The sequence below is a fragment of the Embleya sp. NPDC020886 genome, from assembly GCF_044333915.1.
Lineage (GTDB): Bacteria > Actinomycetota > Actinomycetes > Streptomycetales > Streptomycetaceae > Embleya.
Genome location: NZ_JBIRRX010000003.1, coordinates 674,238 through 697,697, shown reverse-complemented (window position 1 = coordinate 697,697; position 23,460 = coordinate 674,238). Strand labels below are relative to the sequence as shown.

16 protein-coding genes and 1 pseudogene are annotated in these 23,460 nt (G+C 70.3%); 6 read left to right on the top strand and 11 right to left on the bottom strand.

The genetic code is table 11. From position 1 onward, the window contains the following. Positions 1–135 precede the first annotated feature (135 nt). The 4 genes from ACH4U8_RS13880 to ACH4U8_RS13865 all read right to left on the bottom strand — a co-directional run bounded on the left by ACH4U8_RS13880 (position 136) and on the right by ACH4U8_RS13865 (position 5,982). Positions 136–804 (bottom strand): response regulator, encoded by a 669-nt coding sequence (locus ACH4U8_RS13880; RefSeq protein ID WP_379989761.1) that lies wholly within the window; start codon positions 802–804, stop codon positions 136–138. Beyond that, positions 801–1,988: a sensor histidine kinase gene (locus ACH4U8_RS13875; protein ID WP_395777881.1), complete on the bottom strand. Its 1,188-nt coding sequence runs from the start codon at positions 1,986–1,988 to the stop codon at positions 801–803. Before ACH4U8_RS13875 ends, ACH4U8_RS13880 begins: the two co-directional genes overlap by 4 nt. 96 nt (positions 1,989–2,084) lie before the next feature. Next, entirely contained in the window at positions 2,085–4,286 is a 2,202-nt protein-coding gene (locus tag ACH4U8_RS13870; RefSeq protein ID WP_395777879.1) for an MMPL family transporter, read from the bottom strand. Positions 4,287–4,758: 472 nt separating this feature from the next. Further along, positions 4,759–5,982 carry a DegT/DnrJ/EryC1/StrS family aminotransferase gene (locus ACH4U8_RS13865; RefSeq protein WP_360310011.1) on the bottom strand — a complete coding sequence of 408 codons (1,224 nt, stop codon included), beginning with the start codon at positions 5,980–5,982 and terminating at the stop codon, positions 4,759–4,761. Between the two features lie 382 nt (positions 5,983–6,364). Here ACH4U8_RS13865 and ACH4U8_RS13860 point away from each other — a divergent pair, with 382 nt between their 5' ends. Both ACH4U8_RS13860 and ACH4U8_RS13855 read left to right on the top strand, forming a co-directional pair. Next, a complete protein-coding gene (locus tag ACH4U8_RS13860; protein ID WP_395777877.1) occupies positions 6,365–7,300 on the top strand; it encodes an aldo/keto reductase in 936 nt (311 codons plus the stop codon). A 312-nt stretch (positions 7,301–7,612) separates the two neighbouring features. After that, positions 7,613–8,074, top strand: a complete 462-nt coding sequence (locus ACH4U8_RS13855) for a nuclear transport factor 2 family protein (RefSeq protein ID WP_395777875.1) — start codon at positions 7,613–7,615, stop codon at positions 8,072–8,074. Positions 8,075–8,150: 76 nt separating this feature from the next. On the opposite strand, the gene ACH4U8_RS13850 is transcribed toward ACH4U8_RS13855, so the two are convergent. Next, a complete protein-coding gene (locus tag ACH4U8_RS13850) occupies positions 8,151–8,894 on the bottom strand; it encodes a TetR/AcrR family transcriptional regulator (RefSeq protein ID WP_395777873.1) in 744 nt (247 codons plus the stop codon). 498 nt (positions 8,895–9,392) lie between these two features. On the opposite strand from ACH4U8_RS13850, the gene ACH4U8_RS13845 reads away from it, so the two are divergent. Continuing rightward, positions 9,393–11,051 carry an MFS transporter gene (locus ACH4U8_RS13845; RefSeq protein WP_360310003.1) on the top strand — a complete coding sequence of 553 codons (1,659 nt, stop codon included), beginning with the start codon at positions 9,393–9,395 and terminating at the stop codon, positions 11,049–11,051. 106 nt (positions 11,052–11,157) lie between these two features. Here the strand turns inward: ACH4U8_RS13845 and ACH4U8_RS13840 are convergent, their stop codons facing one another. The 3 genes and pseudogenes from ACH4U8_RS13840 to ACH4U8_RS13830 all read right to left on the bottom strand — a co-directional run bounded on the left by ACH4U8_RS13840 (position 11,158) and on the right by ACH4U8_RS13830 (position 15,260). Continuing rightward, positions 11,158–12,111 carry an alpha/beta hydrolase gene (locus tag ACH4U8_RS13840; RefSeq protein ID WP_395777871.1) on the bottom strand — a complete coding sequence of 318 codons (954 nt, stop codon included), beginning with the start codon at positions 12,109–12,111 and terminating at the stop codon, positions 11,158–11,160. Between the two features lie 546 nt (positions 12,112–12,657). Then, positions 12,658–13,332: pseudogene (locus ACH4U8_RS13835) on the bottom strand (sigma-70 family RNA polymerase sigma factor); the annotation flags it as partial. 716 nt (positions 13,333–14,048) lie between these two features. Then, the gene (locus ACH4U8_RS13830) at positions 14,049–15,260 is read right to left on the bottom strand and encodes a PP2C family protein-serine/threonine phosphatase (RefSeq protein ID WP_395777869.1); all 1,212 of its coding nucleotides are present in this window, start codon (positions 15,258–15,260) and stop codon (positions 14,049–14,051) included. Between the two features lie 614 nt (positions 15,261–15,874). Here ACH4U8_RS13830 and ACH4U8_RS13825 point away from each other — a divergent pair. After that, positions 15,875–18,676 carry an AAA family ATPase gene (locus tag ACH4U8_RS13825; protein WP_395777867.1) on the top strand — a complete coding sequence of 934 codons (2,802 nt, stop codon included), beginning with the start codon at positions 15,875–15,877 and terminating at the stop codon, positions 18,674–18,676. Between the two features lie 150 nt (positions 18,677–18,826). Here ACH4U8_RS13825 and ACH4U8_RS13820 read toward each other — a convergent pair whose 3' ends face one another. After that, on the bottom strand, positions 18,827–19,633 hold the full coding sequence (locus tag ACH4U8_RS13820; protein ID WP_395777865.1) for an alpha/beta fold hydrolase: 807 nt from the start codon (positions 19,631–19,633) through the stop codon (positions 18,827–18,829). Positions 19,634–19,968: 335 nt separating this feature from the next. Next, complete coding sequence (locus tag ACH4U8_RS13815) at positions 19,969–20,919, bottom strand: alpha/beta hydrolase (RefSeq protein ID WP_360309993.1); 951 nt, start codon at positions 20,917–20,919, stop codon at positions 19,969–19,971. A gap of 282 nt (positions 20,920–21,201) precedes the next feature. On the opposite strand from ACH4U8_RS13815, the gene ACH4U8_RS13810 reads away from it, so the two are divergent. Continuing rightward, a complete protein-coding gene (locus tag ACH4U8_RS13810; RefSeq protein ID WP_379989751.1) occupies positions 21,202–21,675 on the top strand; it encodes a carboxymuconolactone decarboxylase family protein in 474 nt (157 codons plus the stop codon). Positions 21,676–21,812: 137 nt separating this feature from the next. On the opposite strand, the gene ACH4U8_RS13805 is transcribed toward ACH4U8_RS13810, so the two are convergent. Next, positions 21,813–22,199: a cupin domain-containing protein gene (locus ACH4U8_RS13805; RefSeq protein ID WP_360310168.1), complete on the bottom strand. Its 387-nt coding sequence runs from the start codon at positions 22,197–22,199 to the stop codon at positions 21,813–21,815. A 353-nt stretch (positions 22,200–22,552) separates the two neighbouring features. Between ACH4U8_RS13805 and ACH4U8_RS13800 the strand changes: the two genes are divergently transcribed. Beyond that, entirely contained in the window at positions 22,553–23,449 is an 897-nt protein-coding gene (locus ACH4U8_RS13800; RefSeq protein ID WP_395777863.1) for an RNA polymerase sigma-70 factor, read from the top strand. The last annotated feature ends 11 nt before the right edge of the window (positions 23,450–23,460 follow it).

The following is a 23,460-nucleotide window of genomic DNA, read 5'->3' as shown; positions in this document are numbered from 1 at the left end:
GGCTTCGGGCCTTGCCGGACGGGCGCCGCGCCGGGTTGTGCCGCTTCCGGGTGGGCAACGCGAACACTGCGCCCGCCCGGACCGGCCACAGCGCGTGCCGGCGCGTGTGCCCTGCGCGTGGCCGGTCTGCGGGGGTTACATCCCGGCTGTGACCAGGCCGGTTTGGTAGGCGATGACGACGAGTTGTGCTCGGTCGCGGGCGCCGAGTTTGGTCATGGCCCGGTTGACGTGGGTCTTGGCGGTGAGGGGGGTGACGTGCAGACGTGCGGCGATGTCGTTGTTGGACAGGCCGAGGGCCGTGAGGGTCGTGACCTCGCGTTCGCGGGGGGTGAGCAGTTCCAGGCGGCGCGCGGTGCGCGGGTCGGCGGCGGCCGGTTGGGCGACGACCCGTGCGATGAGTTGGCGGGTGGCGGTGGGCGATAGCAGTGCGTCGCCGGCGGCTACGGTGCGGATGGCGTCCAGTAGTTCGGGCGGGTCGATGCCCTTGCCGAGGAAGCCGCTTGCTCCGGCGCGCAGCGCGTCGACGACGTGCTCGTCCACCTCGAACGTGGTCAGGATCAGGATCTTGACGCCCGCGAGGTCCTCGTCGGCGCCGATGAGCCGGGTGGCCTCGATGCCGTCCAGGACGGGCATCCGGATGTCCATCAGGACGACGTCGGCGCACGCGGTGCGGGCACGCTCGACGGCTTCCGCGCCGGTGGAGGCTTCGGCGACGACCTCCATGTCGGGCTGGCTGTCGATGAGGAGCCTGAAGGTGCCGCGCAGCAGCGCCTGATCGTCGGCAAGGAGGATCCGGATGGTCATCGGGCGTCTCCCGGGTCTTGGGGCAAGGGCAGTTCCGCGACGACCCGGAAGCCCCCGCCCCGGCCGGGGCCGGCGGTGAGGGTGCCCCCGAACGCGGCGGCGCGTTCTCGCATGCCGATCAGGCCGTGGCCGTCCGTGGCGGCCATGTCGGCGGCGCGAACTCCGTTGCCGGTGTCGGTGATCTCCACCCGCAGCGCCGTGTCTCCGTAGTCGAGGTGGACGCGGGCGGTTGCCCCCGGGCCGGCGTGTTTGGCGGTGTTGGTCAGCGCCTCCTGGGTGATCCGGTAGGCAGCCAGTTCGATCGAGGGGTACGCCGGCCGGAGGGCGCCGGTGATCGTGACCTGTACCGGCAGGCCGGTGTGGACGAACGACGCGGCCAGGTCGTCCAGGTCGGCGAGTGTGGGGGCCGGCGTGCGCGGTTCCGATACGTCGTCGTCCTGACGCAACAAGCCGACCGTGGCGCGTAGTTCGTCGAGAGCTGCCCGACTGTTGTCCTTCAGTTGGCCCAGCGCCTGGTATGCGGCCTCGGCATCGGTGCGCACCAGGTGCTGGGCGACGCCCGCCTGGGCGTTGACGAGGGTGATGTGGTGGGCCACCACATCGTGCAGGTCCCGCGCGATGCGCACGCGCTCGGCGGTGACCCGGCGGGCGGCTTCGTCGTCACGCGTGCGTTCGGCCTGTTCGGCTCGCTTGCTCAGTGCCGCGAGATGCGCGCGCCGCGAGCGGGTGAGGTCCCCGAGCGCGACCGCCAGCACCAGCAGGTCGAACGAGGCGAGCGTCCCGGCGGCGAAGACCTCGTCGGAGCGGCTTGCGGCGAGGGCGACGGTCAGCGCGACGGTGACCACCAGGCCGATGACCCACGCCCGTCGACGGGGCAGACGCGACGCGAGAGTGTAAAGGGCGATCAGGCTCGCCCCCGGTACCAGCGGTTGGCCCGGCGCCGGCGCGAGGTGGACGACCTCCACCGAGGCGACGGCGACGGTCACGAGGACGGGCGCGCGGCTACGCCACACCAGCGGCGCGCAGGCGGCCGCCGTCCACACCACCGGGGCGGCCCGCGGGCCGTGCCAGCCGGAGGGCCCCGCCATCGAGGCGAACACCGAGACCACGAGGAGCAGCACACCAGGGAACGCGTCCTTGGCCCGACGATGTGCCGCGAGGTAGTCGCGGACGGTGGTGATCATGCGCACTCCTGCACGGTACGCAGGCCCCGGCCGGCACGGGATGTCATCCGTGCCGACCAGGGCCGAAAGGGCGGCAAGTCGTCGGTGGACGGGGTGTCAGCGGCCGGCGTGCGCCGTCGGGGCCTCCCTGGTCGCGGGTGTCGGCGCGTCCTGGTGCGCGCCTTCCACGGAGATCCGCGGCATCACCTTGTCGAGCCACGACGGCAGCCACCAGTTGGCTCGACCGAGCAGATGCATCAGCGCGGGTACCAACATCATCCGCACCACGATCGCGTCCAGGGCGATGGCCGCGGCCAGGCCGACGCCGAAGGTGGCGATGACGCGCATGCCGCCACCGGCGAAGGCCGCGAACACGCTGAACATGATGGCCGCCGCGACCACGATCACCTGCCCCGTCTCCGCCTGACCGACGCGGACCGCGCGGTGATTGTCCCGGGTGCGCGTCCATTCCTCGTGCATGCGACTGACCAGGAAGACCTGGTAGTCCATGGACAGGCCGAACATCACACCGATGACGAGGATGGGGACGAAGGATTCGATCGGCCCCGCGGAGCCGACCCCGAGCAGTTCGCTGCCGAAGCCGTGTTGGAACACCAGCACGATCGCCCCGAGTGCGGCTCCCAGGGTCAGCAGGTTGGTGAGCGCGCCGATCAGCGGCACCAGCACACTGCGGAACGCCAGCATCAGCAGCAGGAATCCCAGCACGACGATGATGGCGACGAACAGTGGCAGCTTGGCGATCAGGGCGTCGGCGAAGTCGTTGCTGCTCGCGGTGCTCCCACCGATGTGCACGCGCAGCGCGTTCCCGTGCTCGGCGGCGGGGACCACGTCCTTGCGCAGACGCTCGATCAGATCGCCGGTCGCCTGCGACTGCGGGGAGGTGTCCGGAACCACCGTGATCACGGAGAACGCCTGCCCGGGTGTCGCGGGCGGCGCCTTGACGGCCGCGACACCGTCGACGGTGTCGAGACGGTCGACCAGACCGCTCAATGCCTGGCGGGCCGCGCCGTCCGGGGTCTGGGCAGCCAGCAGGAGCGGACCGTTGAAGCCGGGGCCGAAGCCGTCGGCGAGCATGTCGTAGGCCTTTCGGCTGGACGAGGCCGGCGGGTTGTTGCCCGCGTCGGCCGCGCCGAGCCGAAGGGACAGCGCCGGGATCGCCACGATCGCCATGACGACCACGGCCACGACGGCCGGCCCCTTCGGGTGGCGCCGCACCCGCGCGGCCCAGCGGCCCCAGAACCCGCTGCCGTCGTCCTTGTCCGGGCGCGGCCCGTGTGCGGCCAGGTCGCGGCGTTGGCGGCGGCTGAGCACCCGGGTCCCGAACAGGCCGAGCAACGCCGGCAGCAGCGTGACGGCTGCCGACACGGTCGCGAGCACGGTCAGCGCCGCGCCCAACGCCATGCCGTTCAGGATGCCGATCCCGAGGGTGAACATCCCCAGCAGCGCGATGACCACGGTCAGTCCGGCGAAGACGACCGCCCGTCCGGAGGTGTCCAGGGCCTTGACGACCGAGGAGGCCACGTCGTCGCCTCGCATGAGGTTGCCGCGGTGTCGGTTGACGATGAACAGCGCATAGTCGATGCCCACCCCCAGGCCGATCAACGCCCCCAGGGTCGGCGTGACATCCGCGAGGGTCAGCACGTGGCTGAGCAACATGGTGGCCATCAGCGCGGTGACGACACCGGCCACCGCGGTGATCACCGGCAGGGCCGCGGCCCACGCGGAGCGGAAGACCACGAAGAGCAGCAGTGCGGCCATGCCGATGCCGATGATCTCGCTCCACTTCGACACCGCGGCCGTCTCGGTGAACGCGCGGCCGCCCAGTTCCACATGCAGGCCGGCGCTGCGTACGGAGGTCGCCAGGTCCTCCACCGCCTGTACCTCGGCCTTGTCGAGATCACCGCCGGCCCGGGTGAAGTTCACCGTGGCGTAGGCGATGCGCCGGTCCGGGCTGACCTGTTTCGCGCCCGCATCGGTGTACGGGCCGACCACCGCGGCCACGCCGGGAGAGTGGGCGACGCGATCCAGGGCCGCGGTCATCGGATCCCGCACGCCCGCGTCGGTCACGGTGCCGGCGTCGACGCGCCAGGCGATGGTCCCGCCGGCGCCGGCCGCGGCCGGTGCGTGGGCCTGCATGAGCTTGATGGCGGTCGCCGATTCGGTGTCCGGCATGGTCGAGTCGTTGGCGTACTTCGCTCCGGCGGACAAGGCGGAGACGGCCAGCGCTGCGAGGACCCCCGCCCACAACACGACAACCAGGATCCGGTGCTTGTGGCACCAGCGGGCAAGCGCGGACATCGAACCTCCGAGGAAGGGGTGTCTCCCGCGTACGCCGCGTGCGGACGCCGGCGTCGGGGACAGGTTCCGGGGCGGACGACGAAAACCGTGGCAATCGGTCGCATCCGCCCTGGTCAACCCTCGCGCGCCGGCGGCCGCGTGTCGTTGCCCGGCCGTAGACACTTGCGTCTGCTGCGAACGCAGTAGACACCGACACCACCGCGGTGGACGCGCGGCGCCCTCGCCACCCCTTCCCGTGCGGGCACGTCTTGCCCAGGACGAACAGGGCAAGCGGACTTCCGCCGCATCATCGGCCGCGACGCCCCGGGGGGCGACCACGATCCGCCCGCGCCCGATCGCACCGGGCCCGAGTCCCCGAGGCCATCCCCCTGCCCAGCCCACCGATGAGCGTCCGGCACCTTCACCTACCGGCCCGACGGCCCCCCGGCACCGGCCCCGCCGGGCGCCCCGTCGGGCCTCGTCCGCCGATGTATCAACCCGCGCCGAGGCGTTCGGTCACGAACGCGTCGATCTGCCGGCCCACGTGGTCGATCATCTCGTCGGTGAGACCGTGGTTGCAGGAGATGAGCATGCCGAACTCCATCACGTGGTCGGCACCGGGAAGTCCGCCCTCGGGCTGACGGAAGGCCGCGTCCTTCATGAACGGCTGCCGCACGGCGTTGCCCGTCCACACCACGCGGGTGTCGATACCCCGCGCCTCCAGGAACTGCTGGAGGTCGCTGCGCCCGAAACCGGCGTCCGGCCTGATCAGGAAGCAGTACGACAACCACGCCGTGTGCAACCCCTCCAGTTGACGCGGGGTGGTGAACAGGTCCGGGTGCCGACGCAGCACCTCGGTGTAGCGGTCGAAGTTGTGCTGCCTGCGGGCGTGGTTGCGGTCCAGCTTCTTGACCTGCTCGACGCCGAACGCCGCGCAGAGCTCGTTCGGCAGGAAGTTCCAGCCGACCTCGTCGAAGATGAACATGTTGTCGTAGTCGATCCCGTCCAGGTCCGTCCAGAAGTCGCGCGACCCGGCCTTGGAGCCGAACAATTGCGCCTCCGAGCGGCGCCCCCAACCACGCAACGTGAGGCAGCGGTCCCGCAGTTCGTCGTCGTCGAGCATCACCATGCCGCCGCTGCCGGCCGCGGTGATGATGTGCGACAGCGAGAAACTCGTCACCGAGATGTCGGCCCGCGTACCGGTCGGCGTTCCCCGCAGCGTCGACCCGACCGCGTCGCACGAATCCTCGACGACCTTGAGGCCGTGCCGGTCCGCGATGTCGCGAATCGCGTCCCAGTCGGGCGCGTTGCCCGCCAGGTTCGGCACCAGAATCGCCCGCGTCCGCTCGCCGATCATCTCCTCGATGCGGGTGACGTCGATCTGGAACGTGTCCGGTTCGACGTCGACGAAGACCGGGACCAGCCCGGCCCGCAGCAGGCAGGACAGGTCGGTGGAGAAGGTGAGCGGAGAGGTGATCACCTCCGACCCCGGCGGCAGATCGAGCAGGTCGACGGCCAGGAACAACGCCGCCGAGCCCGAACTGACCATCACGCCGTGGCGCTTGCCGAACAGGTCGGCGACCCTGCGCTCCATCTCGGCGACGCGCGGACCGACCCGCAGCCCGTTCTGCCCCTCGGTCAGGACCGAGACGACGGCATCGATCTCGGCCTGGTCGTAAACGGCGGTCGTGTAGACCACGCGCTTCTGCTCGCTCATGGAGTCCCTCTTCGTCGGTGGGCCATTGGGAGTCGACACCGGGCGGCGGCCACCCGATCCGTCGATGACTTCATAGCTATCATAGCCATGATGGACCTACAAGCCGTCCCGACGCTTGATCCCATCCAGATTTCGTGTAACGGTTACGCATATCCGCGCAGCGCGCCGGATCACCCCGGTCCGCACCGCGGGCGCCTGCCGCACCCACCTCGCCGACTTCGACGTGCCCACATAACGTCGTGGCCGTCGAGGCCCTCGCTGAGAACCCCAACGGCAAGCTCCTCGACCGCGACCCACGACAGACCTACGCCCACTCGGCGAACCGGTGACGTACTCGTGCGCCGATCCGCCTCCCCCGACCGATCTCCACCGAGGAGCACGCGTGCAATACGAAACAGTCGGCCGGTCCGGCCTGAAGGTGTCCTCGCTGGGCCTGGGCTGCAACAACTTCGGGATGAAAATAGACGAGGCCGCCGCAACGAAGGTGGTCGACGCGGCCCTGGAATCCGGCATCACGCTCTTCGACACCGCAGACGTCTATGCGAAGGGTCGTTCCGAGGAGATCCTCGGAAAGGCACTCGGTGACCGCCGGTCCGACGCGGTGATCGCCTCGAAGTTCGGCGCCCCGATCGCACCCGGTCCCCACGGCGGCGGCTCCTCGCGGCGGCACCTCGTCCGCGCCTGCGAGGACACGTTGCGCCGACTCGGCACGGACCACATCGACCTCTACTACCAGCACTACCCCGACGACACGACTCCGGTCGAGGAGACGCTGCGCGCCCTGGACGACCTGACCCGCGCCGGGAAGGTGCGCTACACGGCGGTCTCCAACGTATCGGCCTGGCAGTTGGCCGACGCCGTACACGTCTCCCACGCGCACGGGCTCGCCCGATTCTGCGCCGTGCAGGTCGAATGGAACCTGCTCAACCGCGCCGCCGAGAGCGAACTCGTCCCCGCCGCCGAGCACTTCGGGGTCGGCGTCATCCCCTACTTCCCGTTGGCGTCCGGCCTGTTGACCGGCAAGTACCGGCAGGGCGCGGATTACCCCCGGGGGTCACGTCTGGCCGACCTCCCCTACTTCGCCTCCGTCGCCACGCCCGAGAACTTCGCCGCCGTGGAGCGCCTGCGCGCGCTCGCCGGGGAATCCGGGCACGACCTGGTGAGCCTGGCCCTGTCCTGGCTGGCAAGTCGGCCGTCCGTCCCCTCGGTCCTGGTGGGCGCGACCTCGGCGGAGCAGGTCCTCCGCAACGCCGAGGCGCTGGTGGCCTTGCCGCCGGATCTCGTCGCCGCGATCGAATCCGCCGTGGCTCCCGCGTAACGTGCCGATCACCCACCCCGCTCACGCCCGTGGCGCCCGGCCGCTACCGCCGGTCCGCTTCGAGCGTGTCGCCGTGTCCCGCCGAGTCCTCGCGCGCCCGCGAGCCCCGGCTGCCGGATGCAAGACAACCGGTCGCGTCCCCGACCCGGCGCGGCTTCGGCGTCGCGTCACCACGACAACGGAAGGAAGAAGTCTCTTGTACGTCTCGATACATGCTGTCGAGCCCGGGTGCGATCGTCTCGACGTCCGTCCCGTTCGCAAGCCCGCCGCGCGTCTGCGCCGTGCCCTCCCCGCGCATGCGACGGCCGCCCGATGAGCGCCCGGGAAGGCACCGGGTCGGACGGCGCCCACGCGTTGTCGGCCGCGGATCGGCTGGAGATCGCCGAGTTGCCCGCGAGGTTCTGTCACTGCTCCGACTACGCCCGGTACGAAGGGTTCGCCGACCTGTTCACCGCGGACGTGGTGACCACGCTCGTCGGCATCGGTGAATACCGGGGCCTGGAAGCCCAGATACGGCACGCGCGCGACACCCGGACCTGGACGCAGGGCCACGCCTGGCACGTCGTGAGCAATCTGTGGATCGAGCCCACCCGTGAGGGCGCGGCCGTGCACTACTACATGCTGGGCATGCTGCGGACCGGCGCCGACGACAGCGGCCGCGTCAACACCACGGGCCGCTTCGTCGACCACGTGACGCGCACACCGAACGGGTGGCGCATCCGGCGGCGGGAATTCACCCTGGACCACCCGACGACACCACCCGACCTGGCCTGACCAGGTTTCTCGAACGTCCGCTCTCGCGGCGCCTCCGTAGCCTCGCCGGCCAAACCCCGCCCCCCGCGCGAGACGCCTACCAGGGCGAGGGGTTGCTGAACAAGGGGGTCGACGCCACGGCCCGCCGGCCCGGCCCCGGCGCGTGGGCCGGCCCGGCGGGGGCGCCGCCCAAGGACTCGAGCGCTGCGATCGTGCTCTCGACGACCTCGTCGTACAGTCGCTCGAACGCGCCCGGCAGGTGCGCCAGGACCGGGCCGACCCGCGCGCGGGCACCCTCGTCGGCGCGATCCAACGCCTCCCGCAGGACCGATGCCATCTCCGGGGCCGGGGCACGCCGAGCCGCCAGGGTCGCCTGGCCGACGATCGTCGTGCTGACCAGCGCGACCGCCAACGCCAGGTCCTCGTCCCCCAGTTCCAGTGGCGCCAGGATCTCGGTCAACAGCATGATCGCCGGCAACCAGGCGGGCTGCCGGGTCGACGTGATGTAGGGAAGCAACTGGGGATACGGCCGCAGGTGCTCCAGACTCATCCACATCCACTCGTGCAGTTCCTCCCGCCACGACGAACCGGTCGGCCGGTCGAACTCCATGTCGCTCGCCACCCGGTCCGCCACGGCGTACAACAGGTCGTCACGATCGGGGAAATAGCGATACAGCGCCATCGGCGCCGACTCCACCGCCTCCGCCACCCGTTTGATCGTCAACGGCGCCCCCGGATCCCGGTACACCAACGCCACCGCCGCGTCGACGATCTGCCCGCGCGACAGCCGCGGCGGCCGACCCCGACCGCGCGAAGGCGCCTCCCCCGACGACTCGACCATGAGCTCCGTCCTTTCGCCACGCCCCACCGGCGCCCATCATCCGCGGGACAAGCGTACGCATCCCACAAAATCGGTGCCGACAGCGCCCGATGCCGGTGAGTCGGGAAGCGTCGTCGGCGCCTCCGGACGCGGCTCCGACGGCCGACCGACCGACCCGGGAAGCCGCCGGCGCTGCCCCGCAAGCCGGTGGCACAGAACCACGCCCTGCACCGAGCACGGGCAAGGGCACGGGGCGGCTGCGCCGGACCGGCGGGGCTGCCCCGTGCCGTTTCGGCGGCACGAGGTGGCTCTCGTGGCGGGCCCGTCCGGTATGGACCTCTTTATTTTGCGTACATCCTATGTTAATTTCTGCGCCCGTTCCTCCATCGGACGCGGCGCCCGCGCCGCTCCGTATTTCGCCCCCCGGCCCGAAAATTTCGGGCCGACGGCTCACCCCCGCAGGCGTCCCCGTCGATCCCCTCGATCGGCGGCGGTCGCGCAATGCCGAGAAGAGGATTCATGGCCGGCAACGCACAACCCAGCCCACCGCCGGACGCCACCCCAAGGCGCGGAACGGGCGTCGGGCGCCTGGACGGCGCATCCAAGGCGCGCATCGTCACCGTCGCCGCCGTGGTCATCCTGTTCGCCGAGGTCGTCCCCCTCCAATACGCGATGGTTCTGCCCGCCGTACAGAAGGTCGGGGCCTCCTGGCCGGAGGTGGGTGGCAACCTGGGCTGGATGGTCATCATCATCGCCCTGGTCGGCGGCGCGACCACCCCCATCGTCAGTAAGCTCGCCGACCTCTACGGCAAGCGTCGGATCATGCTGATGTGCAGTGTCGGCTTCCTGGTCGGATCAATCCTGTGCGCCGTCACCGACTCCTGGGCGTTGTTCCTGGTCGGCCGGGCCCTGCAGGCGACCGCCTTCGCGATGACCGCGATCGCCGTGGGGCTGCTCCGCGACCTGTTGCCCCGTCGGTACGTCCCGGTCGCGATCGGCGCCCTGGCAGCCGGCTTCGGCTTCTCGGGCATCCTCAGCCCGTTCGTCGGCGGCGCCCTCACCGACCAGTACAGTTGGCGCTCGCTGTTCTGGTTCCTGGTGGTGTACGGGGCGGTCATCATCCCACTCATGCTGCTGCTCGTCCCGGAGAGCAGCGTGCGGGTGCACGAGAGACTCGACTGGGTCGGTGCGATCCTGCTCGGCGGCGGTGTGGCACTCGCCCTGGTGTACATCAGCAACGGCCAGACCTGGGGCTGGAGTCGGCCGAGTGCCTGGGCGTATCTCACGGTCGGTCTGATCGTGCTGGGCCTGTTCGCGGTATGGGAGACGAAGACCCCGTCGCCGATGATGAGTCCGCACCTGCTGCGTTCGTCCAAGGTCTCGATGGTGCTGGCCGTCGGATTCCTGGCCAACGTGGTGATCGGCGGGATCGGCTACATCGTTCCGTACATGGCCCAGACCGACGCCTCGGCGATCAAGGATCAGATCCTGGCCGGTGCCGCGGCGACCGCCGGGCAGCCGGTGGAGGTCATGCGGCAGATCATCACCTTCGAAGGCGACCTCGGCTACGGGTTCGGCTTCAGCCTCCTTGCCTTCGCCGCCCACATCACCATCGGCATGTCGGCAACCAGCATGGCCGCAGGGCCGGCTGCGGGGATGTGGGGGCGTGCCTCGGGCCTGCGCGGGCCGCTGATCGCGGGGATGGCCGTGATGGGGACCTCCGCCGGGCTGCTGGCCCTGTGGCATGGACACTGGGTGACCGTGCTCGTCTTCTACACCGTCTACGGCGTGGGTTTCGGGTTCTACTACTCCGCCGCCAACAACCTCGTCGTCGAGGCGGTCCCCGAACGCGAATCCGCCGTCGGGGCAGGGATGTTGGCGGTCGCGCAGTCGTTCGGGGCGGCCGTGGGAACCGCGATCATCACCGCGGTCCTGTCCGCGCACACCTTCCGAACGGTCTCCCCCGGTCCGACCGGGCAGGGCACCGTGACGACGGACATTCCCCAGGTGTACACCGACGCCGGCTGGACCACCGCGCTGTGGGTCGTGGCCGCGGCGGGTGGTCTGGGCACCGTGATCGCCCTCCTGTTGAAGTCCGGCCGCACACCTGCCACGGGCGGCACGGCATCCGACATCGTCGCCGCGACGGACGAGCGCGTCACGGCCGCTTCGGGCTGACGGGGCGGGAGGACCGGGTGATCGCCGGGACGTTCGCACGACCGAGCGTCCCGGCGCCGATGTCGCCCCGCCTTCCGTGACCAGGTCGGGAAGGCGGGGCGAGCTCTCAGCGAACCGCGGGATGACCAAGTGCGGTTCGCAGCGCGTCACATGCGTGGTCGAGCGCGTGCGAACAGGCCGGCACCTGCGCGAACCACGAGAGGAAGCCGTGCACGGCGCCTTCCACCTCCAGCACCTCCATCGCCCCGCCCGCCCCGCTCACCCGCTCGGCGTACGCGTGGGCGTCGTCCCGGCCCGTGTCGTACTGGGCCGTCACGATCAACCCGGGTGCGAGGCCCGCGAGTTCCGGGGCATACAGCGGCGACAGGTAGGGCTGGGTGAAGTCCGTGGCGCCGCCGTAGGCACTCCACATCGACTGCGACGTCTCCCGGTCCAGCATCGGCGCGTGGGCGTTGGCCAGAGCGGACGGCCGTTCGGACAGCGCGTCCAGGGCCGGGTACGCCAGGAGTTGGAAGGCGAACCGGGGACCGCCGCGGTCCCGCGTCATCAGGGCCGCCACCGCCGCGAGGTTGCCGCCCGCGCTGTCGCCGCCCACGGCCACCCGCGCGGGGTCCACCCCGATCTCCTCGGCGTGCTCGGCGACCCAACACGCCGCCGCGTAGAAGTCCTCCGCGGCGGCGGGGAAGACGTGCTCGGGCGCCAGCCGGTACTCGACGGACACGACGGCGCAGCCGCTGCGGTTGGCGATCTCCCGGCAGATGCCCTCGTGGGTCTCGATGCCGCAGATCGACCAGCCGCCGCCGTGTGCGAACACCAGCACGGGAAGGCGCTCCGCAGGTCCGGGGTAGTAGATGCGCACCGGGATGTCTCCGGCGGGACCCGGCAGCACTCGGTCGGCGACCGAGTGCACCTCGGGGCGGGGTTGGCGCGCCGCGGCCTCGTCGACCCGCCGGCGAACCGCCGCGACGCTCTGCGGCGTCACGACCGGAAGCGGCGGAACCGCGGCCATGATGGCGGCCAATTCCGGGATGAGAACGAACTGTTGCGAGCGAGCGTTCACCTTGGGGGCCTCCCAGTGCCAGGAGTCGGCCGTCGACCCGCGCCCAGGCGCGTCGGGGCACTCCAATGAATGTACCCATCATACATTTGATGGACACGGCGTCTATCGACCGATGTGGTCGCCGCCCGTCCGGGCCCGTCGGTTCGCGGGGCGACGAGGGATCGAGGACCCACTCGCCCGCGGCGCCGAATTCCCGAACCCACCTGCGGAATGGGGCGCCTGTCGGGCCCCCGGTCCGGTCCGGACGACCCCCGCGTGACGGGTGCCGCGTCCGGGGCCTGGACCATGTGGGCTCCTCCCGAGGCGGCGCGTTCCGGGCCGGACGGCGCCGCACGCCGCCTCATTTAGCGTTGTGGATACACTTATAGACGATGGCGCGGGAATGATCCAGGTCCCTCGTCGTCGCCCGGCTCCCTCGTCGTCACCCGGGCCCGAGCCGGGATCCCGGCGACGACGACAACCGGACGCCGGCCGCAGCGACCCGGCGGTCGGCGTCGGCCGGCCACCGCCCGCACGAGCCCCGCTCGCTCGGCGGAGTCATCCCGGCAGCACCGCGGTTCGGCGGGATGCCCGCACGCCGGAAGCAGAGGGCAGGCCGACGCCGTCGGGAGTGAGAAGCTCCTCCAGGGAGGCGATGTCCCCCGTGCGTGCCGCCGAGACGAAGGCTTCGAACAGGTGGCGGTGCTCGACCGCGTCGACGTCCTCGCGCTGTTCCCCCAGCAGATGCTTACGGGCTCGGCTCAGGATCTTTCGTACGTTGACGACGCTGAGTCCGAGCATGTCCGCGATGTCCGTGTAGGCGTAGTCGAAGGCCTCACGCAGGACGTACACCGCGCGCTCGGTGGGAGCCAGCTTCTCCAGGACGAGGAGCAGGGCGAGTTCGAGGGCTTCGGCCCGTACGGCGCCGGCCGCAGGGTCGCCGCTGGTGTCGACGGGTTCGGGGAGCCAGGGGCCGATGTAGGTCTCGCGGCGGACCCGGGCGGACTGGGCCACGTTGATGGCGAGGCGGGTGGTGGCGCTGGAGAGGAACGCCGCGGGGCTGACCACCACCGAGCGGTCGGCCCGCTGCCACCGCAGCCACACCTCCTGGACCACGTCCTCCGCCTCCGCCGCGCTGCCCAGCATCCGGTACGCGATACCGAACAGGCGCGGACGCAACTCCAAGAACACGGCAACGGCCTCGTCCAACGTGCCCTCGATGAGGGACGACTCGGAATGCATGAGCCTGCTGTCTCCGATCGTGCGGGTATGGATGCGACGGCTCGCGCGACCGTGGGAAATCGGGCGGACACCCCCGGAGGCAACGACCTCGGACCGCCGACGGAGCGGCCACGACATCCGCCGAACTGGCTGTCTTCACACTCGTCGATCGCCCGCTCCGCGGGACCCTGGGGAATGCCTGGTCCACCCCCTGGTCACCCCGGGGTGGACCAGGGGGGCTGCGGCCCCCGGGCCCACTCACGCACGAATGCACGGTTCGCAGCTCGGCCCGTCGGCGCCACCCGCCCGCCGGTCCTCCCGATCGGGGAGCGTGGCCCGTCTCCCGGGCGGTTGCGGGGCTGCCTCGACGGGGTGATGTGGCAATGTGCCGAAGGGGCGGTCCGTGCCGGGACTCGCCCGAGCGGTAGGGGCGTACGGGCCTTGGCAAACCGTCCACCGGCGCTTTCAGGCGTGGGCCTTGGCCGGGACGTTCCAGGTCCCGGTGAAGGCGATGATCGCCGGGGCCGCCGCCTCGCCGTCCCAGGCCGCCGGGCCGATCACCATCGGGGCGCGGGGGCGGGAATCCGGCGTTCGGCCGGCCGGGCTCAGGCGCGCGGGACGTCGCGGCGGCTGCCGCGTTCGTGGGGCGAACCGCCGAGCCGTTCCGCGCGGCGGCCGAACGTCGTCGGAGCCCGCACTACGTCGGCGTCGACGCTCCGGGGAGGCACCGTTCGCGCTCAGCGCCCCAGCGGTGACGCGGGCGGATTCCAGCCGAGTTGAAGGACGGCCACGTCGTCCGCCAGTCCTCCGAAGGGAGCCGCCATGGAGGCGACGCCGCGCACCAGCGCGTCGACGAACTCCTGGGACGGCAGATGGGAGTAGTGGGTCGCCAGGCGCAGAAGTCCCTCCTCGCCGAGCCGTGCGGACGGCTCGGTCCTACCCTCGAAGAGGCCATCGGTGAAGACGACCACACGGTCCAGCGGACCTAGCTCCAGCTCGGTCTCCGACCAGTCCGCCTGCCCGGGAAAGATCCCCAGCGCCGTTCCCGTTCGTGGCTCCACCCATCGCAACTCCCCGGCCCGCCGCAGGAGAAGGCCGGGGTGCCCGGCGCTGACCACCCGCACGGCGCCGCCCCCGGCGGGAAACACCAAGGAAATGACGGTGGCGTACGTTTCGCTGTCCGGCCTTTCGCCGATCAATATCCTTTCGAGCAGCCCCAGTTGCTCAAGCTGTGTCTTTCCGCAGAGCAGGGCGGCTCGCCAGGCCACCCGCAACTGCACCGCCAGGGCGGCCTCGGCAGCCCCGTGCCCCGAGACATCCCCCAGGATGACGTGGACGCTGGAATCCTCGATTTGCACCACATCATAGAAGTCGCCGCCCAACAGCGCGTGGGCGCGCCTCGGCTCGTATCGTGTGGCCGCGGAGAAATCATTCCCCCGGAGAGCCGGCGCAGGAAGCAGACCCCGCTCCAGTACGAGTGAATCGCCAACGATCTGCGCATTGCCCTCTCTCATGGCCGTGGCCGCCTCCATGTGCCTTCTCCGCAGAGCGAGCCGGATGGCACCGCGCAGTCCCTCCGGGTCGACACGTCGTCGGTCGACATAGGCGTGCGCCGCGCCGTCACCCGGTCCTATCGCCGCAGCCGATGCGGCGTCGGCGAGAACGACAACGGCCGCGTGCGGGGCCGATCGGCGCAGCCGGCGGGCGATCTCGGCCGCCCTCGTCCCGGAAGAGGAACGACCCACCAGCACACACATGGGCCCGCGGCAGGCGGTGAGGAAGGGCCCTGCTTCGCCGGCGTTCCTGTGCCACACCATCGACCGAACGAATGGAACCGGCAGCAAATCGCATATACGGAAACCCTCTTCCTCGTCCTCCGAAATCAGGAGCACGGTGAGGTCACGAAAAAGAGAATTCTCTTTCGTCGCCGCATCTTCCCGAAACTCCATCCTGTGTCGATGTGAGTCACGCGCGGCCGGCACTGAGAATACGCTCGTCATGTCAAGGCTTTCCGTTGGCAGGTGAGTGCTGTCCGTCCCCCGGCGTTCGTCGCCGACGCGTGCCCCTCCTGATCGTCCTATGCTCAGACCGGTCGGGCGCGGGAAGTGTGACAGGCAAGCCATGGGCACACTTTCGGAGACCACGGGGTGCGCCGCCGGACCGGCGGCGGGTACGTCACCGGCGTAGGCGAGGTCCTGGAAGCGGCCGAGGTCGGCGTGCACTCCCACGTTCCGCACGCGGCCCTCGATCGCGTCGACCCACCGCGATCACCGCGACACCGGACCCGGCGACCTCGACGGCCGCTCGGCTGCCCGCCCGCCGGCCCCCGCCACGAGCACGGATGTGGCGAGCCGGTATCCGACGACGGCGGGCGGACGAGCTCGTCGGCAGTGGGAGACCGAATAGCCGGGCCGAACGTGACACTCTCCCGGCATTTCCCGACGTGGAATCCCTCACAACATTCGATCACAAGGTGCCGACACCGTCTCGGATATCGTGGCAATGATCGTTCCAACCGTTGCGGAAGACATCCTTTCCCGATTTCCCCAAGGAGCCATGTCGCATGATCGCCAGTCCACTTCCGGACCTGGTCGGCCGGCATCGCGAGTGCGCGGTGCTCGACGAGCTGCTGATCGGCCTGCGCGAAGGCGGATCCCGAGTGCTGGTGGTCCGTGGCGAAGCCGGCATCGGGAAGTCGGTGCTTCTGGAATACCTGGCAGCGCAGGCATCCAGGGTGAACGTGGCCCGGGCGCATGGCATCGAGGCGGATATGGAGCTGCCCTACGCGAGCCTGCACCAACTGTGTGCGCCGTTCCTGGGCGAGCTCGAGAATTTGCCGGCGCCCCAACGCGACGCCCTCCGTGTGGCGTTCGGAATGGCGGCCGGGGACCCGCCCGACCGCTTCCTGGTCGGTCTCGCCGTGCTTACTCTGCTCACCCGGGCCTCCGAGACGCGACCCGTGCTCGTCCTGGTCGACGACGCCCAGTGGCTGGACCAGGTGTCCCTGCAGACCCTGGAGTTCGTGGCCCGACGGCTGCTCGCCGAGGCGGTCGCGATGGCCTTCGCGGTACGCGACCCCGAGGGGCGGACCGCACTCAACGGTCTGCCGGCGCTGCAGACCGGCGGTCTCGACACCACCGCGGCGGGCGAACTCCTGGAAGCCACCGTCGGCGGACAACTCGAGAAGCGGGTCCGGGACCGGTTCGTGGCCGAGATGCACGGCAACCCGCTCGCCCTGCTCGAATTCTCCCGAGGCCGCAGCGCCGCCGAGTTGGCCTACGGCCTGGACTCGTCGGCGTATCCGAGCATCCGGGTGCCGGTCGCGAGCCGTGTCGAACGGGACTTCATCAGCCGGCTCGGCTCGCTGCCGGCTGCGACTCGGACGCTGCTGCTGATCGCCGCGGCGGAACCGGTCGGTGACGCACGCCTGTTGCTCCGCGCAGCCGCCTCTCTCGAGATCACCACCGATGCCGCGCCGGCCAAGGCGGCCGGCCTGATCGAGTTCGGCGAGTCCGTTCGGTTCCGACACCCGTTGGTCCGCTCGGCGGTCTACCACGGAGCCGAGCCCAAGGAACGCCGCGCCGTGCACCGGGCGTTGGCCGAGGCCACGGACCCGGTCCTGGACCCCGACCGGCGAGCGTGGCACGCCGCCCAGGCTGCCGACGGGCCGGACGAGGAGGTCGCCGCGGGGCTGGAGCGAGCGGCCGACCGCGCGCGGCAACGCGGCGGCATCGCGGCCGAGGCGGTACTGCTGGAACGCGCGGCCGAGATGACGCCGGAGCGGTGGCCGCAGGGGCGCCGAGCCCTCGCGGCCGCCGAGGCGCACTTCTCGGCCGCCGCGCCCAACCGCGCGACGGAGCTCGCGACGCTGGCCGAACTGTGTCCCCTGAGCGCCCTGGACCGTGCACGCCTGGCACGGTTGCGGGCCCGGATCCTGTTCGCCCGCAGCCGCAGCGACGAGGCGGCACCGCTCCTCCTCGAAGCGGCGGCCCAGTTCACCGCCGCCGGGTCGCCCCTGGCGCGGGAAACCTACCTGGAAGCGATCAGCGCGACCATCTTCGCGGGCCGGGTCCACGGTCCCGCGGGTGCCCGCGCCGCCGCGATCGCCGCCCGCGGTTCCGGAGCGCCCCCGTCGAACTCCAAGGCCGCCGACCTGCTCCTGGATGGTGTGGCGGCGCTCCTCACGGACGGATCCGAGTCCGGCATCCCGGCCCTGCGCGACGCGCTGGAGCTGCTCGCGCACGAGGAGCTCGGCACCCGGGAGTCGACCATGCGCTGGCTGCTGCTGGTGCCGGTCGCGCTGGAGGCGTTCATTCACTACGCCTGGGACCTGCACGCGTGGGACACGCTGTCGAGTCGCGCGGTGCGCCTGGCCCGCGACGTCGGAGCCCTGGGCGCGCTGCCACCCGCCCTCATCTACGCCGGTGGGGTGCACATCCACTACGGCGACTTCGCCAAGGCGACCAGGATGATCGGCGAAGCCGACGCGCTCGCCGACGCGAGCGGCCACGCACCGCACAAGTACGCGACCCTCGTACTGGCCGCGTGGCAAGGCGAGGCGGACGTCGCCGCCGCCATCATCGAGGAAGCCAAGCAAAGGGCCGACCAACGAGGCGAAGTGTCCCTGCTGGGCGCCATGGGCTACATCCAAGGGGTGCTGTTCAACGGCTTGGCACGCTACGAGGAGGCGTTGGAGGCCGCTCGCACGGGCATCGAGCACGACGGGTTCAACTTCACCGGTCTGTCGCTGGTCGAGCACGTCGAGGCCGCGACCCGGTGCGGCGAGCTCGATCAGGCCCGCGTCTCGCTGGCCCGGCTGCTGGAACTCACCCGCGCCACCGATTCGGGGTGGGCCCATGGTGCGGGCAGCCGCAGCCGGGCTCTTCTCAGCGACGGTGACGATGCCGACAGGCTGTACCGGACCGCGATCGAGGAGTTCGGCCGCGGCGGTGTGACCGTGGAGGTGGCGCGCACCCACCTGCTGTACGGCGAGTGGCTGCGCCGCAATCACCGCCGAACGCAAGCCCGGGAGCACCTTCGCACAGCTCACGAGATGTTCGACGGAATGCGGGCACACGCCTTCACCGAACGAGCCCGCCGCGAGTTGCTCGCCACCGGCGAGCACGTCAGGGCGCGGGAGAGCAAGCCGACGAGCGCCCTCACCCCCCAGGAGTCACAGGTCGCCGGGCTCGCCGCCGACGGCATGACGAACGCGAAAATCGGCGCGGAACTGTTCATCAGCCCCCATACCGTGGAGTGGCACCTGCGGAAGGTGTACTCCAAGCTCGGAATCAACTCACGTCGTGCACTGCCGGATGCCCTCGCGGGCCCTTCGGCCGGGAGCGCCGGGAGGCCGGGGCGCTGAGAACCGATGCGGGCCGACCACGCTTTGCGGGCCCGACACCTCATGGGCTTGGTGCGACCATCGGCTCGTTCGGTCCTTGTGCGTCACGTTCGTGCCCGCCGGAGGGCGGGTGGCGGTGTCGCCATCTCGCCCTCCGGGTCCGTCCGCCGGTCAGCGAACCGGGCGCGCCGCGCTCTCGATGACCCGCGCCACCTCGTCGGGACGCGACACACTCACCGCGTGCGACGCACGCACACTCACCATGTGCGCCCCCGCCCGTTCGGCCATGTAACGCTGGGCCTCGGGCGGGATGTTGCGGTCCTGCTCGGTAACCAGCACCCACGACGGAATCGTCTTCCAACCCGGCTCGGAGGCACCCTCCTCCAACGCGGCACTGGTCACCGGGCGCTGGGTCACTGCCATGACATCTGCCGTACCCTTCGCGACATCCGCCGCGAACTGATTGCGGAACTTCCCCTGCTCGATGTACAGATCCGTACCCGCCGTCCCGTTGGGCAGCGTGACCGGAACCGGACGCAGCGCCTCACCGAGCGTGCTGCCCGGGAACTTCCCCGACAACTCGACCGCGCTCTCCCCCCGCTCCGGGAGGAAGGCCGCGATATAGACCAGCGCCTTCACGTTCCGCGCACCGGATGAGGCGTTGCTGATGACCGACCCGCCATACGAGTGACCGGCCAGCACCACCGGCCCCTCGATTCCGGCCAGTACCTCCTTCAGATACGCGGAGTCGCTGCTCAGCCCACGCAGCGGATTGGCCGCAGCCACCACCGGATAGCCCTCCCGCCGCAACCTCGCCACCACCCCGTTCCAACTACTGGAGTCGGCGAACGCACCATGGACCAGAACCACCGTCGGCTTGCGCTTCGACGAGGTGAGGGAGGTGGAATCCTCCCTCTCCGCGCTCGCCGGCGACACCGACACCGCAAGAACGGACGCGGCCACCGTGACCATGGCCATCACGGAGAGTGCGGAACGAGCACCTCGGGAACGAGAACGTTTCATCACAGAACCTTTCGAGTCGTGAACCGAACCAGTCGCGTCCGAGCAGACACGGACACAACCGGCGGGCAGGAAGGAGATGTACCGCGAACACCGGTCCATGGCGGGCCCGTTGGGCTCCCGGACCGCACGTCGCGGCAGGGCCGAGGGGCGACGCGCGCCGGGTCTCACCCGACGCGCGCTACCGAAGGGGGTCGAGGCCGTGCGCCGGTCCCCGCCCCGGATGACGAGGCTCCCGAACGAGGAGCCCTTTCCGCGGCCTTGGGCCTGCGGTATCGCGCGGGCGGCGGACCTCAGCCGGTCTGCAGCGCGACGCGAAGCGTGCTGACGGCTTGCTGCATCGCAGCGGTGGTGGCCCCCGTGGACCGAAGCGGGTTCAACATCATGAAGTCGTGCAACGTGGCGTTGTAGCGGATGCTGGTGGTCGGGACGCCGGCCCGGATCAGCTTGCGGGCGTACGCCTCACCCTCGTCACGCAGGACGTCGTTCTCGTCGACGAGGACGAGCGCGGGCGGGAGCCCTTCCAGGTCCTTCGTATCCGCCCGCAGCGGAGACGCGGTGATCTCGGCGCGTTCGGCCGGATCCGTGGTGTAGCAGTCCCAGAACCAGGCCATCGCCTTCGCGGTCAGGTACGGCCCGTCGGCGAACTCCCGATAACTCGCGGTGTCCTGGCCCGCATCCGTCACCGGGTAGTACAGCGACTGATGTACGAAGGACACGTCGCCCCGTCGCTTGGCCATGATCGTCAACGCGGCCGCCATGTTCCCGCCCACCGAGTCCCCGGCCACCGCCAGGCGCGCGGCGTCCAGCCCCTCCCGGTCACCGTTGGCCGTGATCCACCGGGCGGTCGCGTACGCCTGCTCGATCGCCACCGGATACTTGGCCTCCGGGGAGCGGTCGTACTCCACGAACACCACGGACGCCCGTGCACCGACGGCCAGTTCACGCACGAGGCGATCGTGCGTACCCGCGTTGCCGATGACCCACCCGCCGCCGTGCACATACAGAACGACCGGAAGCGAACCCTCGACACCGACGGGCCTGACCACGCGCACCCGCACGTCGCCGACCTCGGCCGGCACGGTTATCCATTTCTCCTCCACGTCGGGCTTCTCGACGGGTGCCGCCTGCAGATCGTCGAGGACCTTCCGCGCGCCCTCCGCACCCAGCTCGTACAGGAACGGCGGATTGGCGGTCGCGTCCGCGAGTCCCCGAGCAGCGGATTCGAGTACCGGATCGTTCACGGCTCAGCTCCTGGTGTGAGTGAACATGTGTACTGCCTTCACCCCTCAAGACAGCCGACCCATGAAAGGTGTGACACGGACGGCCCCGCTCGGTGCGACGCGGCGTCGATTCCACCGGTCACCACCGAACCGTCCGGCATCTTCGCGCCGGCAGCCGAGCAGCGACCGGACTCGGCAGGGTCCGCGGGGGATGAGTTCCACGTCACACCCGTGCTTCTGTCACAGATGCCGTGGTCGCCCGGTCAGTAGCACGTATCCGAAAAACGGCGAGGAGATCACATCATGAATGCGCGTCTCGACTACTTCGGCAACTCCCTTGCCGGCAAGGTGCTGAAGCACATCAACTCTGCCAACAAGGTGCTGTCGGACTCGACCCTGCCCGGCACGACGCAGGAGTTGGTGAAGATTCGCGCCAGCCAGATCAACGGCTGCGGTTTCTGCACCGACATGCACACCAAGGACGCCGCCCACGCCGGAGAGACCCAGCAGCGCCTCAACCTGGTGGCAGCCTGGCGGGAGGCCACGGTGTTCACCGAGGCCGAGCGCGCCGCGCTGGAACTGGCGGAACAGGGCACCCGCATCGCGGACGCGGCCGGCGGCGCCACGGACGAGGCCTGGGCGAACGCCGCCAAGCACTTCGACGAGGACCAGCTCGTCGCGCTCATCTCGCTCATCGCCGTCATCAACGCCTACAACCGCATCAACATCCTCAACCAGCAGCCCGCCGGGGACTACCAGCCCGGCCAGTTCGGCTGAGCCACCCGGCACACCGCCGGATCCGGCCGTCCGTCTCCCGGCCCAAGGCCGGGAGACGGACTTTCCCGCGTCCGCCGCGACCGACCGTGCCTTGCACGCGAGATGTCGGCACACGCTTTCCGTGCACCCTCGACGGGTCAGGCGGTGGGCCGCGGGGCGCGCAGGTGGGCCCGCTGCTCCAACTCCTCCGGGTCGACCAGTTCGAGCATGGGCTTTCCGGGCGCGCACATCATGGTAACCACGAACCGGGTACGCGCATCCGTCAGCGCGTTGCCGTCCTGGTAGTGGATCGCATCGCCGCCCGGCTCCCAGAACGTCCCGCCGGCCTCGACCACACGCTCAGGCTCGCCCTCCAGCTCGAACCGGACCGCGCCCTCGACAACGTAGCCGAACGCCGGTCCCGAGTGACGATGCGGAGGAGTCCCCGGATCTCCGGGTTCCCAGTCGACCTGGATCGTCATCGCCGAGGCGCCCTCGGGGACGGTGATCGGCGAGGCGTCCTGCAACATCTTCGCCGCCGTCATCCAGCCCTGCGATCCTGCATGCTTCCCGTGCACGTGCGCTGAGTCCTGCTCCGACACTGTGTCGCCACCTTTCCGTAGGTCCGCCGCTGCATGGGGCGGTCACACCATCTGCCGGAGGCGTCATCGCGCCCGGCGTCCATGGCCGTTCGCAGTGATGACCGGGTAACCCTCGGGTCTGTGACAGAGATGTTCGCCCCCGATCCGTGGGGTGTCCGCCGCGTCAGCCGCACCCGGCACGGACCGGCGCCGGGCGTCGGCGGATGGTCGCCTCGTGACAACTCGGCGTGTGCACCGCAGAAGCACCGTTTCGGACCGGCTTGTAGCATGGCGTCGCCAAGCCGAAGGGGACAGGAATGCACGCTGGGGCCGACGCCGATTCCCTCGACGAGGCGGCGAGGGACTTCCTCGCGGCGCGCCCGCAGCTCTTCGGTGTCGCCTACCGGGTGCTCGGAAGCACCGTGGAAGCCGAGGACATCCTCCAGGAGACGTGGGTGCGGTGGCAGAACGCGGACCGCACTCACATCGTGGAGCCGACGGCCTTCCTGACCACGGTCACCGCCCGTCTGGCCATCAACCTGGCCCAGTCCGCGAGGGCCCGACGGGAGTCCTACGTCGGTTCGTGGCTTCCCGAGCCGATCAACACCGGCACGGATCCGCAGGTGGGTGCCGAACGGGCCGAGGCCCTCGAACTGGCGGTGCTCTTCCTGTTGGAGAAGCTGAACCCGATGGAACGTGCCGCCTACGTCCTGCGGGAAGCCTTCAACTACCCCTACGCGCAGATCGCGGGAATTCTGGAGACGAGTGAGGTCAACGCCCGTCAACTGGTGAGCCGCGGGCGCAAACACCTGGCTGCCGAGCGCAGGGAACCCGTCAGCACGACGGATCACCGCCGCCTCCTGGAAGTGTTCCTCGCCGCCGCGCAACGGGGTGATCTGGCGGCGCTGGAGAAGGTGCTCGCTGCGGATGTCGTCAGCTACACCGACGGCGGAGGACTACGCGGCGCGTCGAGGATCCCGGTTGTCGGACGCCTGCACGTCTCCAAATACCTCGTGGCCTTCGCCCCCCGGTTCTGGCCCCGGTCGCAGGTGCGGTGGGTCGAGGCCAACGGTCGTCCCGCCGTCGTCGTCTCGTCCGGTGGGGACGCCGTGGCCCTCCTCTGCGTCGATGTGTCCGCCGAGGGGATCGACCGGATCATGTGGGTGATGAACCCGGCCAAGCTGTCGCCTTACCTGGCATCGCTGAGCAGTTGAACGCCGTTCGT

Coding starts and splice junctions, on each gene's coding strand:
- ACH4U8_RS13880 (WP_379989761.1), bottom strand. CDS start 804: ATGACCATCCGGATCCTCCTTGCCGACGATCAGGCGCTGCTGCGCGGC.
- ACH4U8_RS13875 (WP_395777881.1), bottom strand. CDS start 1,988: ATGATCACCACCGTCCGCGACTACCTCGCGGCACATCGTCGGGCCAAG.
- ACH4U8_RS13870 (WP_395777879.1), bottom strand. CDS start 4,286: ATGTCCGCGCTTGCCCGCTGGTGCCACAAGCACCGGATCCTGGTTGTC.
- ACH4U8_RS13865 (WP_360310011.1), bottom strand. CDS start 5,982: ATGAGCGAGCAGAAGCGCGTGGTCTACACGACCGCCGTTTACGACCAG.
- ACH4U8_RS13855 (WP_395777875.1), top strand. CDS start 7,613: ATGAGCGCCCGGGAAGGCACCGGGTCGGACGGCGCCCACGCGTTGTCG.
- ACH4U8_RS13850 (WP_395777873.1), bottom strand. CDS start 8,894: ATGGTCGAGTCGTCGGGGGAGGCGCCTTCGCGCGGTCGGGGTCGGCCG.
- ACH4U8_RS13845 (WP_360310003.1), top strand. CDS start 9,393: ATGGCCGGCAACGCACAACCCAGCCCACCGCCGGACGCCACCCCAAGG.
- ACH4U8_RS13830 (WP_395777869.1), bottom strand. CDS start 15,260: ATGGAGTTTCGGGAAGATGCGGCGACGAAAGAGAATTCTCTTTTTCGT.
- ACH4U8_RS13825 (WP_395777867.1), top strand. CDS start 15,875: ATGATCGCCAGTCCACTTCCGGACCTGGTCGGCCGGCATCGCGAGTGC.
- ACH4U8_RS13820 (WP_395777865.1), bottom strand. CDS start 19,633: ATGGCCATGGTCACGGTGGCCGCGTCCGTTCTTGCGGTGTCGGTGTCG.
- ACH4U8_RS13810 (WP_379989751.1), top strand. CDS start 21,202: ATGAATGCGCGTCTCGACTACTTCGGCAACTCCCTTGCCGGCAAGGTG.
- ACH4U8_RS13805 (WP_360310168.1), bottom strand. CDS start 22,199: ATGACGGCGGCGAAGATGTTGCAGGACGCCTCGCCGATCACCGTCCCC.
- ACH4U8_RS13800 (WP_395777863.1), top strand. CDS start 22,553: ATGCACGCTGGGGCCGACGCCGATTCCCTCGACGAGGCGGCGAGGGAC.